The 13,155-nt window shown below is 70.9% G+C and carries 11 protein-coding genes and 1 tRNA gene; 8 read left to right on the top strand and 4 right to left on the bottom strand.

All coding sequences use genetic code 11. The annotated features are described in order from the left end of the window. Positions 1-319 precede the first annotated feature (319 nt). The 5 genes from ACIRO3_RS20505 to ACIRO3_RS20485 all read left to right on the top strand — a co-directional run bounded on the left by ACIRO3_RS20505 (position 320) and on the right by ACIRO3_RS20485 (position 4,051). A complete protein-coding gene (locus ACIRO3_RS20505) occupies positions 320-1,156 on the top strand; it encodes a LuxR family transcriptional regulator (protein ID WP_404138667.1) in 837 nt (278 codons plus the stop codon). A 61-nt stretch (positions 1,157-1,217) separates the two neighbouring features. Then, on the top strand, positions 1,218-1,964 hold the full coding sequence (locus ACIRO3_RS20500) for an ABC transporter ATP-binding protein (protein ID WP_404138664.1): 747 nt from the start codon (positions 1,218-1,220) through the stop codon (positions 1,962-1,964). Next, complete coding sequence (locus ACIRO3_RS20495) at positions 1,961-3,214, top strand: hypothetical protein (protein WP_404138661.1); 1,254 nt, start codon at positions 1,961-1,963, stop codon at positions 3,212-3,214. The genes ACIRO3_RS20500 and ACIRO3_RS20495 overlap by 4 nt, the downstream gene beginning before the upstream one ends. Next, on the top strand, positions 3,211-3,786 hold the full coding sequence (locus ACIRO3_RS20490; protein ID WP_404138658.1) for a hypothetical protein: 576 nt from the start codon (positions 3,211-3,213) through the stop codon (positions 3,784-3,786). Before ACIRO3_RS20495 ends, ACIRO3_RS20490 begins: the two co-directional genes overlap by 4 nt. A 192-nt stretch (positions 3,787-3,978) precedes the next feature. Beyond that, a tRNA-Arg gene (locus tag ACIRO3_RS20485) sits at positions 3,979-4,051 on the top strand. Positions 4,052-4,280: 229 nt separating this feature from the next. On the opposite strand, the gene ACIRO3_RS20480 is transcribed toward ACIRO3_RS20485, so the two are convergent. From ACIRO3_RS20480 to ACIRO3_RS20470, 3 genes are all read right to left on the bottom strand, one after another. Further along, complete coding sequence (locus ACIRO3_RS20480) at positions 4,281-4,484, bottom strand: hypothetical protein (protein ID WP_404138655.1); 204 nt, start codon at positions 4,482-4,484, stop codon at positions 4,281-4,283. 98 nt (positions 4,485-4,582) lie between these two features. Beyond that, entirely contained in the window at positions 4,583-6,496 is a 1,914-nt protein-coding gene (locus ACIRO3_RS20475; RefSeq protein ID WP_404138652.1) for an MFS transporter, read from the bottom strand. A gap of 133 nt (positions 6,497-6,629) precedes the next feature. Further along, complete coding sequence (locus tag ACIRO3_RS20470; protein ID WP_404138649.1) at positions 6,630-8,852, bottom strand: hypothetical protein; 2,223 nt, start codon at positions 8,850-8,852, stop codon at positions 6,630-6,632. A 714-nt stretch (positions 8,853-9,566) separates the two neighbouring features. Between ACIRO3_RS20470 and ACIRO3_RS20465 the strand changes: the two genes are divergently transcribed. From ACIRO3_RS20465 to ACIRO3_RS20455, 3 genes are all read left to right on the top strand, one after another. Continuing rightward, on the top strand, positions 9,567-10,325 hold the full coding sequence (locus ACIRO3_RS20465; protein WP_361780386.1) for a GPP34 family phosphoprotein: 759 nt from the start codon (positions 9,567-9,569) through the stop codon (positions 10,323-10,325). 451 nt (positions 10,326-10,776) lie between these two features. Further along, on the top strand, positions 10,777-11,655 hold the full coding sequence (locus tag ACIRO3_RS20460) for a helix-turn-helix domain-containing protein (RefSeq protein WP_404138647.1): 879 nt from the start codon (positions 10,777-10,779) through the stop codon (positions 11,653-11,655). A 208-nt stretch (positions 11,656-11,863) separates the two neighbouring features. Next, a complete protein-coding gene (locus ACIRO3_RS20455) occupies positions 11,864-12,076 on the top strand; it encodes a DUF397 domain-containing protein (RefSeq protein WP_361780392.1) in 213 nt (70 codons plus the stop codon). 127 nt (positions 12,077-12,203) lie between these two features. On the opposite strand, the gene ACIRO3_RS20450 is transcribed toward ACIRO3_RS20455, so the two are convergent. Continuing rightward, complete coding sequence (locus ACIRO3_RS20450; protein WP_365999901.1) at positions 12,204-13,061, bottom strand: hypothetical protein; 858 nt, start codon at positions 13,059-13,061, stop codon at positions 12,204-12,206. Positions 13,062-13,155 lie beyond the last annotated feature (94 nt).

The following is a 13,155-nucleotide window of genomic DNA, read 5'->3' as shown; positions in this document are numbered from 1 at the left end:
GTCACGGACGGGCCTGTGGCGCTGAGGCGTCGTCCCGAACCGAACCAGACATGGATGGCTTCCCCCTCGAACCCCCGCGCAGAGTGCCTGGCGAACATAAACCGCCGGCCCTGTGCTCATAGGGATATCGGGTTGCACGAATGTAATGTGCACAGTTGTGAAGCAAGATCATTTCGGCACAGTCGGATGCGATTGCGACGAATCGCCCCCAAACCCCCAGCCCTGCAAGGCGGCCCTGACCGCCTACCGCACGGCGCTGCGGGAGGGCCGGGCGCCCCGCGAGGGACTGCCGTCCTGCCTGTGGAGGCTCCATCTCGTCATGGAGGACCGCGAGGACCCCGGGTACGCCGTACCCGTCACACCCGCCGCCGCGAGCTTCGCCACGATGGGCCCGCTGGAGGACCTCCTGGCGGAGCAACGCCGGTCCGTCCGCGCCGCGAAGGCCCGCCTGTCCGTCTTCGAGGCCGTGTACGCGCAGGAGCAGGACGCGGCGCGCCCCGCCCCGGTCCGACTCGTCGGCCAGGACGTCATCAGCGCCACGCTGGAGGCCGCCGTCGGCAGCTGCCGGGAGCAACTGCGCACCGTCCAGCCCGGGGGCGGGCGCCCCGAAGGGGCCCTCACCGAGGCCCTGGAACGGGACCTGCGCGCACTGGAGCGGGGGGTGCGCCAACGGACCCTCTATCAACACACCGTTCAGACGCACCGACCGACCATGTGGTACATCGAGCAGGTCACGGCGGCCGGCGCCGAGGTCCGCAGCCAGGCGGAGATCATCGAACGCGTCATCGTCTGCGACCAGGACGTGGCGTTCATCCAACTGTCCGACGAACCGGCCGAGGGTGCACTGCACATCGCCGACCCGTCGCTGGTGCGCTTCCTGACCCGGTACTTCGACCAGACCTGGGAACGCTCCACGCCGATCCTCCCCCCAGGCTCCGCGTCACGCGGCCCGATCGTCACCTCCGACCTGCAACGGACCATCCTGCGCGCGGTGATCGGCGGCGAGACGGACAGCTCCATCGCCCGCCGACTGGGCATGAGCCGCCGCAGCGTCGCCGAACACATCCGCAAAGTCTCCCTGGAACTGGGCAGCGGCAGCCGGGCCCAACTCGGCTACCTGCTGGCCGCGTCCGGCCTCCTGGACGACGAGGACTGACACCCCGCGCAGCGGGGGCCGCCGGCCGCACAGGCCTTTCCACAACGCACTCGAGGTTTCGATGCCCTTGCTCTACGAGGACTGTACGTTTCGCTACAGCCACCGCACCCGCCTTGTCCTGACCGGGCTGGATCTGGCGTTCGCCCCGGGCCATACCGTCCTGTTGGGACCGAACGGCGCCGGGAAGAGCACGGTCCTCGCACTCGGTGCGGGCGCGCTGCGGCCGGGATCGGGGCGGGTGGGCCTCGGTCGTCTGTCCGCCGGTGGTTCTCGTGACGCGCGCGCCTACCGGCGGAAGGTCTCGTGGCTGCCGCAGCGACCCGGCTTCCTGCCGGGACTGACGGCCCGTGAGCATGTGGCGTACATCGGCTGGCTCAAAGGAATGCGGGAGCGTGACGCCTGGGCGGCTGCTCCCGCGGCGATCGATCGTGTCGGGCTCGCCGACAAGCTGAACGACCGCATCAAGACGCTCTCCGGCGGTCAGCAGCAGCGGGTGGCCATCGCCGGCGCCCTCGTCCACGAGGCCGAGGTGCTGCTGCTGGACGAGCCCACCGTGGGCCTCGATCCACACCAGCGCCGCCGTTTCCTGGACCTGCTGGTGTCCCTCCGCGGCGCCATGCACGTCATCGTCTCCACCCACGACATCGGCGACCTCGACCAGGCCTTCGACGAGGTGATCGTCCTCGAGTCGGGCAGGGTGAGATTCCAGGGTCCGGTGCCGCTGTTCGACAGCCACGCCGCACCCGACTGCGCGCCCGGCCGTCGCATGGAGAGCGCGTACGCGTCTCTGCTGGAGGCCGCCGAATGATCACCTGGGGCAACCTCCGCGCCTCGGCCGCCCCCTGGGTGGCGCTGCCCGCCCTGGTGTACTCGGGCCTCTACATCACCGCCAACCGCATCACCGTGCCGACGGCCTACGGGGCGGAGGCCGGCGAAGCTGTCGCCCAGGCCCTGCCGGTCGTGGTCGGTTCCGTGGCCGCGGTCGCGGCGTGGGAGGCCGGACGACACCGGCTGCTGGGCGCGTTCCCGACCACGGCCGCACGCGGTGCGCTGCGCCGGTTCGTCTGGGGCGTCAGCCCCGTTGTCGTACTCCAGGCGGTGCTGCTTGTCGTCTCCTTCCTGCTGGCCGCACACACCGTCGGGACGCTGCCGAGCGGTGCGGGGGGATGGCTGGGTGTGGCCCATGCCGTCGTACTTCCGCTGGGATGGACCGCCATCGGATGGCGGCTGGGACACATCCTTCCCCGCAGCCTGGCCGCCCCCGTCGCGGGCATCGGCGGCTGGATGTTCCTGTCCTTCCCCCAAGGGATGTCGAACCCGTGGCTGCGGCACCTGGGCGGATTCATCGACGGGTTCTCCTCCCCGACCGACACCCGATCGCCGCTCGCGTACCTGATTCCCTGGGCGGTGCTCTGCGGTCTGGTTCTCGCGTTCTGGCTTCCCGCCCTGACCCGGCGGCGGATCTCCGCGCTCTCCCTCGGCGTCGCACTCGCGATCGGCACGATCCTGCTCGGGCGGGGCGCGGTCGCGGACTGGGGCTACTTCCGCCCCTCGGACGCACGGGTCGTCACCCCGGTGTGCGCCGGCGACGCGCCCCGAGTGTGCCTACCGCCGGAGTACGCCTCCCACGTGGACGGAATACGCAAGGACCTCACGGAGCCGCTGGCCACGTTGCACGCCGCGGGAGTGCCCATGCCCGCTGAACTGCTCCTGGCCTCCTCGAAGGAACCGCTGAAGCCAGGCGTCTGGCCACTGATCTGGTCGCCACCGTTCGCCAACGGGCAGGCGGACCCCGACTCCTTCCGGGCCAACCTGGCGGAATCCGCCGTCACGGGCACCGCGGTGAGCACCGGGGTCACTCCCTGCCGCCGTCCCGGTTCCACGCCCGCAGCCTGGGCCGCACTCGTCGTCGGCGCGAACGAAGAGAACGTACGGCGCGCGCTCCCGCCCCCGGCATGGCAGGAGATCACGAAGATCCGGACCTTCCCCAAGGAACAGCAGGTCGCGTGGTTCACCGAGGCCGCGCGGGCGCAGAAACACTGTGGAGCGGCCTCGTGAAGCTCTACGCGCTGTCGGTGAGACGCTGGTGGGTCTTGGCACCCGCAGTGCTGGCGCTCATCGTCACCACCTGGCTGATCGGGGCGAGCCCGGTGCCCGTTCCCAGCCTTCTGGGCGGCGGGGGAATGGCCCAGATCAAGCATTTCGTGCCGGTGATCATGAGTGTCGCCGTCATGTACTGCTTGGACCGACGACTGCCGGAAGCAGAGCTGACCGCAGTCGTACCGGTCCGCCGTCTGGATCGGGCAGCGGTGTCAGCGGGGGCGGCGCTCCTACTGGCCGCCTCGCCCGCCGTGGGACTGGACGTGGCCCGCAACACCCTTCTCGTCCTGGCTCTGGCCTTGGTGGTGCGCCGGATCGCGAACGAGGCCACGGCGGTGGCTGCCGGACTCCTCTACATCATCGCCAACGTGATGCTCGGACAGCCTCCTGACCCACTCGGTCATCGCATCGGCTCCTGGTGGGCACTGCCCCTCTACCCGGCCGACAGCATCCCCGCCCTCGCCATCGTCGTGGCCCTGTTCGCCGCCGCGACCGCCTGGGGCCTGGCGCCCCGCGCACGCCCGCGCTGAGGTGCATGCATGCGGCGGATCTCCGGATGGCAGCCCGCCGGTCAAGGCGGCTGTCTCGACTGCTCCACCCGCTACACTGTCCAGCGATGGCGCAGCCTCGCAGGCAGCACCATCACCCCACTGTCGGGGCGTCAACTGGATGGATTCGTCTACCTTGAGGCGAATTTCAGACATGTTCTCCGACAGATCCCCGCCTTCGTAGCTCAGGGGATAGAGCACGGCTCTCCTAAAGCCGGTGTCGCAGGTTCGAATCCTGCCGAGGGCACATGGACGCGAGACCCCCGCCGATCACGGCCGGGGGTCTTCGTCGTTTCCGGGGGGCCGGGGCCGCCCGGCGTACTCCGGGAGGGAGGCCGCCCCGCCCGCCGCCGCCCGACGCCGCCCCGACGCCACCCGCCCCCCGCAACCGCCCGACGCCGGGCCCCGCCCCCCGCCCGGCACGGAAGAGCCCTCCCGGACGGGGCCGGGAGGGCCGTGTGATCAACCGACGGGGGTCAGCTCAGGCCTCTGCTGCGTTCGCCGATCCGGTCGCCCTGCGGAGTGCCGGCCCGCTTGAGGGCCGCCTTCGTGTGGGCTCCGCCCTTGACCTTGCTGCGGACCGGACCTTCGAAGCCGTGACCCGGCGCGTGCGGCAGTTGTGCCTGCTCCGTCGTCTTCGCGATCACTGCCTGGACGTCGTGCTTCTGCTCTTTGCTCATCCCGCCGTCAACTCCCTCGGGAAGCACCCAATCGGACTACTGGGATCGTATGCAGATATATCGCCCCACGCACCCGGACCGAACGTAAAAACTCTCGATCATGGCCGGGACGGGTCGGCCGGCGCCCGGGGTCCCCGAGGCCCCGGGGCCTCGTCGACCAGTTCCTCCGGGCAGGGCGTTCCCCGCGGGATCTGGTACTTCGCCGCGACCCGGTACTCCCCCGGGGCCGGCGCCAGCAGCTCGGTCCACACGTCGCCGAGACCGTCCGGAGCCGCCTTGAACAGGCACCCCGCGGTATTGGCGAACCGTTTCGGGCCGGGTTCCTTCGCCGCGGAGCGCGCCTTGGACGCGGTGGTCTCCTGCGGGGGCGCCACCGCCTTGCCCTGGGCGTCCACCAGCCCCAGCCACGGCGAGTGCGGGACGCGCACGGTGACCCGTCCGGCCTGCTTCACGTCGATGACCAGCTGGTCGGCGCCCGCGCGCACCACCGTCGCGGGGCCGGCCACCAGGTCGGTGGGGTCCTGCACCTTGAAGAGCTGCCAGTTCGCGTCGCCCCAGATCTGCTGGAGGTACGGCAGCCCTCCGCGCACCAGCGTCGCCTCGTCCTTGCCGCCCTCGTCGGGTGTGTCGACGGGCAGCACCACGTAGTGCACGGCCCAGCGGCCCAGCCAGGCCCGGTAGCTCTCGGCGGTGAGCGTGTCGTCGTAGAAGAGCGGGTTGCGCTCCAGGTCCGCCTGCCGGTTCCAGCCGCGCGCCAGGTTGACGTACGCGGGGAAGGCGGAGGACTCGCGGTGGCTGCTGGCCGGCACCACCTCGACCCGCCCCCGGTCGGCGCCGGCCTTCTGCAGCCGGTCGACCAGCGGTGCCAGCTCCCGGTTCCAGGAGGCCAGCGGCGTGGTGCGGATGATGTCGGTGACGCTGTTGGTGGTGATCCAGACGTTCAGCCCGACGAAGGCGAGGAGGAGCGCGTACCAAGGGCGCGTGCGCGGGACCTCGTACGGCAGGGCCGCGAGCAGCACCGCCCCGCCGAACAGCATGACGAGCCGGGTGACGTTCGATCCCACCTGGGAGTCGATCAGCCAGGTCAGCGCCACCCCGAGCGCGTACACGCCGGCGGCGATCCGGACCGTCTTCCACCGCTTCGGCACGAGGAAGGCGATGGCCAGGCCGAACACGAACGGCAGCCAGGCGGAGCCGATCTTCATCGGCTGCGTTCCCGAGAAGGGGAACAGCCACGCCGACAGCCCGACCACGGCCACCGGGGGCAGCCCCAGCGTGTACGCGCCCGGTCGCCGCCGGCTCAGGAACAGGGCGGCCGCGATCACCCCGAGGAACAGTCCGGCGACCGGGCTGGCGGCGGTGGCGAGCCCGGCGAGCGGGGCCGCGACGGCGGCCTTGGCCCACCGCCGCTCGGCCCAGCCGCGCGGCCAGCAGAAGACGGCGGCGACCGCGCCCAGCGCGAACATCGCGCCGAGCCCGAAGGTCACCCGGCCGGACAGGGCGTTGCACAGCAGCCCGTAGACCCCGGCGAGGGCCGGCCACAGCGGCTGCCGGACGACGCCCCGGCAGCGCGTCAGGATCAGTGCGAGGAGCCCGGCCGACACCGTCCCGGCGATCATCATCGTGGTCCGGACGCCGAGCATGTGCATGAGGTACGGGGACACCACGCTGTACGAGACCGGGTGCATCCCGCCGTACCAGGCGAGGTTGTACGCCGTGTCGGGGTGCCGGCCCACGAACTCGGCCCAGGCGTCCTGCGCGGCCAGGTCCCCGCCGCTGTTGGCGAAGGTGAAGAGCCAGACGACGTGCAGGACGGCCGCCACGGCGGTGGTGACGACCACCGGATGCCCCTGCGCCCAGCGGAGCGCGAGACGCGCCGTGCCCGGCGGGCCGTCCGGGCCGGAACGGAGACCTGAACCGTCTGCGGGGGAGGTTTCGCCGTCGGTCGTGCCGGAGCCCGCGGTCCGCCCGCGCTGCTCCTGCTCCTGCCCGTACTGCTCAGCGGTGGTCACTACCGACGCTCTCTCCCCGACACCTGTGCGAGTCCCGCTCCCGCTTCCTAGACGTGCGCAGGCGCCCCGGGGTTGCCCGGAGCGCCTGGACGAACCCGTCCCGGCGGATCGATCCCGTCGGGGCGGGGCCGGATCAACCGACGCGGGTCAGCTTGCTGCCCAGGCTCGGGCTGACGAGGTCCTGCTTGAGCGCCACGGGCACCTTGACCTGGCTGGCGCCCTCGCCGATGGTCAGGACGCCGATCTCCGTGCCGGCCTTGGCGGTCTGCGGCAGCGGGCCGCCACCCTCGCCCAGCTTGACGTTGACCTTGAGCGACGGCCAGCCGACCGCCTGCACGTCGGCGGTGACCACGACCGGGGTCCTGCCGCCGAGCCCGTCGTCCACGTACCCGACGACCTGGCCCTTCTTCACGACGGGCGCACCGGTCAGCGTCTTCTGCGTGGCCAGCATGACGTCCTTGCTGGCCGCGATGGCGGTGCCGAGGATGGGCACGCCGTGCTGGCCGAGGACCGCGCCGACGATCAGCTGGTTCGTCTTGCCGACCTGCTTCTGGGCGGCGAAGAGCAGGTTGCCGCCCGCTTTGGTGGTGGAGCCGGTCTTGATCCCCAGCGAGTCGTTGAACGGGATCAGGTCGTTGTAGTTGCGCCACGTCTTGCCGGACGGGTCGGTCCAGTTCGGCAGCTTGGTGATCGCGATCAGCTCGGGCATCTCGACGACCTTGAGCCCCAGCTTGACCTGGTCCTCGGCGGTGCTGACCGTCGTCGCGTCCAGACCCGAGGGGTCCGTGTACGTCGTGTTGGTCATGCCGAGTTCCTTGGCGGTGTCGTTCATCTTCTTGACGAACGCCTCCTGGTCACCGCCGGAGTCCCAGCGCGCGAGCAGCCGCGCGATGTTGTTGGCGGAGGGGATCATGATCGCGGCGAGGGCGTCGTACTCCGAGATCTGGTCGCCCACCTTCAGGGTGTTCACGGTGGACTCCCCCTCGGAGTCCTTCTTCCCGTCGTCCACGGCCGTCTTGTCGACCGGGATCATCTGACCCTTCTCACCCTTCTTCATCGGGTGGTCCTTGAGGATCACGTACGCCGTCATGGTCTTGGCGACGCTGCCGATGGCGATCGGCTTCTGCTCCCCGAAGGTGCCCACGGTGCCGAGGCCGGCTGCGGCCATGTAGCCCTGGCCCTCCTTCGGCCAGGGCAGGACCGGGGCGGATCCCTCGAAGGTGAACGAACCCTGCGCCGTCATCTTGAGCTGCGGCTCGGGCAGCGGACGCACCAGCTGCACCACGGCGAGGATGATCACCAGCAACGCGACGAGCGGGGCGTAGATCTTGAACCGGCGCGCGAACGTGCGCAGGGGGCTCGGCGGCGGGGGCGGGTTGTTCGTGAGGTCCGCCAGCATGTCGAGCGGCGGCTTGGGCGGCAGCGGCTGCTGCGTGGTCCGCTCGCTGTCCTGCCGGGGGCCGGCGGGCGCGGCGGGCGAGGTCGCGGGCCTGGGCGCGGTCGGAGCGGGCTTCGGCGCGGTGGGCGCCGAGGACCGGGCCCCGTCGCCGCGCAACGGTACGAAGGTGCTCGCGCGCTCCCCGCCGGCGGTGCTCGGCGGAGCGGGCCGGTCCGCCTGCGGAGGCTTCGGCGCGGAAGGACCACCCGGAGCCGCACCCGGCTTCACCGCACGAAACACAGCCGTACGCTCGCTGTCCTCGCCTGGCTTCGCAGGCGCGGGCCGGTCCGCCTGCGGAGGCTTGGGCGTGGAAGGACCATCCGGAGCCGCACCGGGCTTGACGGCCCGGAACACGGCCGTCCGCTCGCTGTCCTCGGCCGGCTTCGCAGGCGCGGGCTGGTCCGCCTGCGGAGGCTTCGGCGTGGAAGGACCATCCGGAGCCGCACCGGGCTTGACGGCCCGGAACACGGCCGTCCGCTCGCTGTCCTCGGCCGGCTTCGCAGGCGCGGGCCGGTCCGCCTGCGGAGGCTTCGGCGCGGAAGGACCACCCGGAGCCGCACCGGGCTTGACGGCCCGGAACACGGCCGTCCGCTCGCTGTCCTCGGCCGGCTTCGCCGCCGAACCGGAACGCGGGTCCACGGGCCCACCCCGCCCGGCGGTGGAACCGGAACCGGAATCCGAACCGGAACCCGGCTTGGAGTCCGGCCGGGACTCGGGCTTGGGCTCGGGCTTGGAGTCCGACGCCGAGTCGGGCATCGCCTCGGGCTTCGATTTCGACACCCCACGGGCATCGTTCCCGAACGCCCGGAACACGGCGGTGCGCTCGCTGTCGGCCGGCCCCTCGGCCTCGGCCGACTTCTCGGCGGGTGCGTTCGGGGCGGGCTTCACGACCCCGAACGCGGTAGTCCGCTGCTCCACGGCAACGGGCTTGACGGCATTCTCGGAACCAGAACCAGAACCGGCCTCGGAACCAGAAGCGGAACCCGAATCAGACTTGGAATCAGACGCGGAGTCGGAATCAGACGCGGAGTCGGCGCCCGCGGCGCCCGCGGCGCCCGCGGCGCCCGCGGCATCGTTCGTGACGGGAGGGTCCACCCGAGCGGAGGACGCCTTCGGCTCCGGAGCCGCCTCGACCACCTCGTCCTCGGCACGAGCCTCAGCCTCAGCCTCAGCACCGGCATCGGCACCGGCACCGGCACCGGCACCGGCACCGGCACCGGCACGAGCCTCGCCCTCGGCCTCGCCCTCGGTCGTCCGCTCCGCGTCGGCCGACGCGGACGCCACCCAGGCCGCGACGGCCACCTTCAGAGGGTCCCGGTCGCCGGACTCCGGCTCGCGCGGTCGCAGGACCGAGAGCCTCGGGTCCCGTTCCGCGGAGGACGCGGCGGCGTCCGCCGCCCCCGACGCACCTTCATCTACCGACTTGTCGGGGGACTCGCCCGCCACCAGTTCCTCCTCGATCGACGTTCGGCCGCTGTCCGAACCGTCTAACAGTGTCCCGTCTCGGGGGCATCGCTCACCCGCCAGACGAGAACGACATAGCTGCAGGTTCCCCCATAAAGCGACCAGGCGCTCTCGACAGATGAATGTGAGAGGCGTCACCCTGTCACTCATCCACGCGGGGAGGCATGGATGGGCAGGAGCCGCAGAACAATTCCGGAGGAGCTTCTGTTGCTCGCCTTGGACCCGACCACGGGAACCACGGCGCAGCCGCAGTCGCTCGACCTCGGCCTGGCCGGGGCACAGCTAGTGGAGCTGGCTCTGGCAGGACGGATAGCCCCTGACGGGGATCGTATCGCCGTGGTGATGCCACGGCCGACAGGAGATCCGACTCTGGACTCCGCACTGGAACTGCTGCGCAGGCGCGGCAGTCCGGTTCGGGCGGTCCACTGGATCGGCGGACCCCGGCTGGGGCTCCGTCAGATTTACCTCGCTCATCTGGAGCGTTGCGGCATGGTCCATGCCGTCGCGGGACAGATGTGCGGGGTGTTGCCGACGACTCGCTACCAGGCGACCGACACGGCGATCAGCCGGGAGATCCGTGCCCGGCTCGACAGTGCGATCCGCACCGGTGTACCGCCGGACCCGCGGACCGCGGCGCTCGCCGCACTGGCCCACGCGGTCGGACTCGGCAAGCACCTGTACCCCGGCAACGAGGGGCGGTCGTCCAGGTCCCGGTTGCGGGACCTGATCCGGCACGACCCCATGGGCGGTCTGGTGGCGCACGCCGTCATGGACGTCCAGAACGGGGTGGCGGCGCAACCACGTCGTGACCGCGCGCCGGCGCCGGCATCCGCCGCGCGGGCTTCGGCCACCTCCGCGACCGGTGCGGGCGGTGTCCCGATGCAGCCGCGTCGGACGGGTGCGATGGCCCGTGCGGTCGCGCACTGACCGCCGAGCGACGAGCAGGCCGGGTACGACCCGCAGCACCGGCACGACCCGCAGCACCAGCACCACCCGCAGGGGCCGGCGTGACACGCAGGACCGGCACCGGCGGTAGGACCGGCAACACCCGTACGTCCCGCAACACCCGTACGTCCCGCACCACCCGTACCACCCGTGGGACCCGCGACACCCCTTGATCCATCCGCGGCCCACACGCGCACCGCTCCACCGAACGCCATCGCCGGAACCGGCCGTCCCCCAAAGACCCGGTTCGGGAAACCGCCAGCGCGCGGGGTGGCGGGGCCGGCCCACCCGGTCCCGCCACCCCGCGCGTCTGTCTTTCCCGTCCGTTCCCCAGCGCCACCACGCCCTTCGGTGGCAGTCTGCTGAACATCAGGCACGCAGAGAGACAGAAACAGAACCAGAACGAGAAGAAGAAGGCGGAGGTGCCGTTCCCGTGGCGTCCAATGTCAATCCCACCGTCCGACGCCGCCGACTGGGCATGGAGTTGCGCAAGTTGCGCGAGGACAAGGGCATGACGGCCGAGCAGGTCGCCGAGCGCCTCCTCGTCTCCCAGTCGAAGATCAGCCGACTGGAGAACGGTCGCCGCTCGATCAGCCAGCGCGACGTCCGCGACCTGTGCGACGTGTACGAGGTCGAGGACCGCAGACTCGTCGACTCCCTGATGCAGATGGCCAAGGACTCGCGCCAGCAGGGCTGGTGGCACGCCTTCGGCGACATCCCGTACAGCGTCTACATCGGCCTGGAGACGGACGCCGCCAGCCTGCGCACGTACGAGCCCCAGATGGTCCCGGGGTTGCTCCAGACCCCGGACTACGCCCAGGCCCTGATCCGCGGCGCGCTGCCCGAGACGGCGCCGCAGGACGTGGAGAAGCGGGTCCAGGTCCGGATGCACCGCCAGAAGCGGCTGTCCGAGACGGACAACAACAACCCGGACGTCGGCCCGCTCCGTCTGTGGGCGGTCATCGACGAGGCGGCGTTGCGCCGGCACGTGGGCGACGCGCAGTTGATGATCCGACAGCTGGAGTACTTGATAGAGCGGTCGGAGGAGCCGTACATCACCGTGCAGGTGATGCCGTTCTCGATGGGGGCGCACCCCGGCGTGAACGGTCAGTACGCGATTCTGGAATTCCCGGACGCCTCGGACTCGACGGTCGTCTACATCGAGGGCGTCACGAGCGATCTGTACCTGGAGAAGGCCAACGACGTTCAGAAGTACAGCGTGATGTACGAGCATCTTCGCGCCCAGGCCCTCAATGTCGAACAGACCCGGCAGTTCATCTCGGAGATCATCAAGCACTACGCCGGCAAGTAACGGCAAAAAGGGGAGGAATCAGGCCTGGTGGAAAGGCGGGCCGTACGGTACACCGTCCCTCCCCGGCCACATAAGACCTGACCTGAATATGCCACTCGGTCGAGTGAACGGCCTCTTCAGCCGTCGGAAGGTGCGGGTAGCGTCGATCACGTCAGCCGGGGAATTGGTTGACACGCCATCGGAACTACTCGTCGAACCGGAGAAAAACATGGCTATTCGTCAGGGCGCCACGGAAATCTGGACCAAGTCCTCTTACTCCGGCGGAAACGGTGCCTGCGTCGAGGTCAAGTCCCCCGTGATGGAATCCATCGCGGTCCGCGACTCGAAGGTGCAGGACGGGCCGTCGCTCACCTTCGCGCCGGGTTCCTGGACCGCGTTCGTCGCGGACGTCACCGAGGGTCGGCCGGGGCGCCTCGTCTGAACGTCGAGGCGACCTTCCCGACCACCCGTACCGCCGCGTCGCCGGCACCACCCGCACCGCCCATCGGAGCCCTCTCGACCGGCCCGCCGTCTTGGCCGAGGGGGCTCCGTCGTGTCCGCGACCGGGGTCAGCGCAGCTGATCCACGTACCGGTCGGTGCCCGGCACCGTCGGGACGAACGGTGCCACCAACTCCACCCGCCCCAGCCCCGCCTCCGCGACCTCGGTCTCCCAGCCCCGGAACCGGTCCCAGCAGGTCCGCGGGTCGGCCTCCAGGAACCACAGCAGTGTCAGCCGGGTGTCGACCCCCTCGACCTGTTTGACGTACGTCATCCGGTCGCCGGGCAGCGGTGTCGGCCGGAAGACCGTCACCATCGCCGCGGGCCCTCCCGCCAGCCGCTTCGGCAGGGCCCGCGCGCGCAGCCACTCCAGCAGTTCCGCCCGCTGCCCGGGCCCGTCGGCGTCGATGACCTGGAGGACCAGGCCGGCGTACGGGTGGTCGAGGGCGTGGAAGTCCCGGGGACCGGCGGCGCCGTCCCGGTAGACCGTGGCCGCGTGGTCCTGGAAGGCCGTGAAGACGTGGGTGCGGTCCTGGTAGACCCGTCCGTCGCGGTTGAGGCGCTTGTTGATGCCGACGGTCCACTTCATGTGCTCGTCGTAGCGGCCCCGGGTGACCCAGTACGTGGAGAGGTAGCAGCCGGCGCCGACCGGCTGGGCCACCGCCGACTTCTCGGGGTAGCGCAGCTCCTGGAGGTCCCGGGTGGCCACCCAGCGGCGTCCGGCGTACATCCAGGGCATGGCCATGGCGCCGGCGTAGTAGTGGTCGTCCTCGTACCAGCGGTTGTACGCGTGCTCGTGTCCCGGGTGCGGCTCCACCATGGTGATCAGCGCGTGGCCGGGGCGGACCCCGTAGGGGCCGACGGCGGCGAGCGCGGCGTAGTCGTCGACGTGGGTGTCCGGTGCGTGCTCCTGCTCTTCTGCGGTCATGACACCGGTCTATCTGATGCCGCGTCAGTTGTGGAGAGGTCGGGCACCCCGCGCCCGAACCGGGGCCGTCCACCGTCGTGTTGGCCGCCGTGTT

The organism is Streptomyces sp. NPDC102278, from assembly GCF_044766345.1.
Classification (GTDB): Bacteria; Actinomycetota; Actinomycetes; order Streptomycetales; family Streptomycetaceae; genus Streptomyces.
Note: the sequence above shows the minus strand (reverse complement) of the source record. Positions and strands in the feature narration are given on the sequence as shown.

What these genes read in the sequence shown, in the direction of transcription:
- ACIRO3_RS20505 (WP_404138667.1), top strand. Translation starts at nt 320, where the DNA reads ATGGAGGACCGCGAGGACCCCGGGTACGCCGTACCCGTCACACCCGCC.
- ACIRO3_RS20500 (WP_404138664.1), top strand. Translation starts at nt 1,218, where the DNA reads ATGCCCTTGCTCTACGAGGACTGTACGTTTCGCTACAGCCACCGCACC.
- ACIRO3_RS20495 (WP_404138661.1), top strand. Translation starts at nt 1,961, where the DNA reads ATGATCACCTGGGGCAACCTCCGCGCCTCGGCCGCCCCCTGGGTGGCG.
- ACIRO3_RS20480 (WP_404138655.1), bottom strand. Translation starts at nt 4,484, where the DNA reads ATGAGCAAAGAGCAGAAGCACGACGTCCAGGCAGTGATCGCGAAGACG.
- ACIRO3_RS20465 (WP_361780386.1), top strand. Translation starts at nt 9,567, where the DNA reads ATGGGCAGGAGCCGCAGAACAATTCCGGAGGAGCTTCTGTTGCTCGCC.
- ACIRO3_RS20455 (WP_361780392.1), top strand. Translation starts at nt 11,864, where the DNA reads ATGGCTATTCGTCAGGGCGCCACGGAAATCTGGACCAAGTCCTCTTAC.
- ACIRO3_RS20450 (WP_365999901.1), bottom strand. Translation starts at nt 13,061, where the DNA reads ATGACCGCAGAAGAGCAGGAGCACGCACCGGACACCCACGTCGACGAC.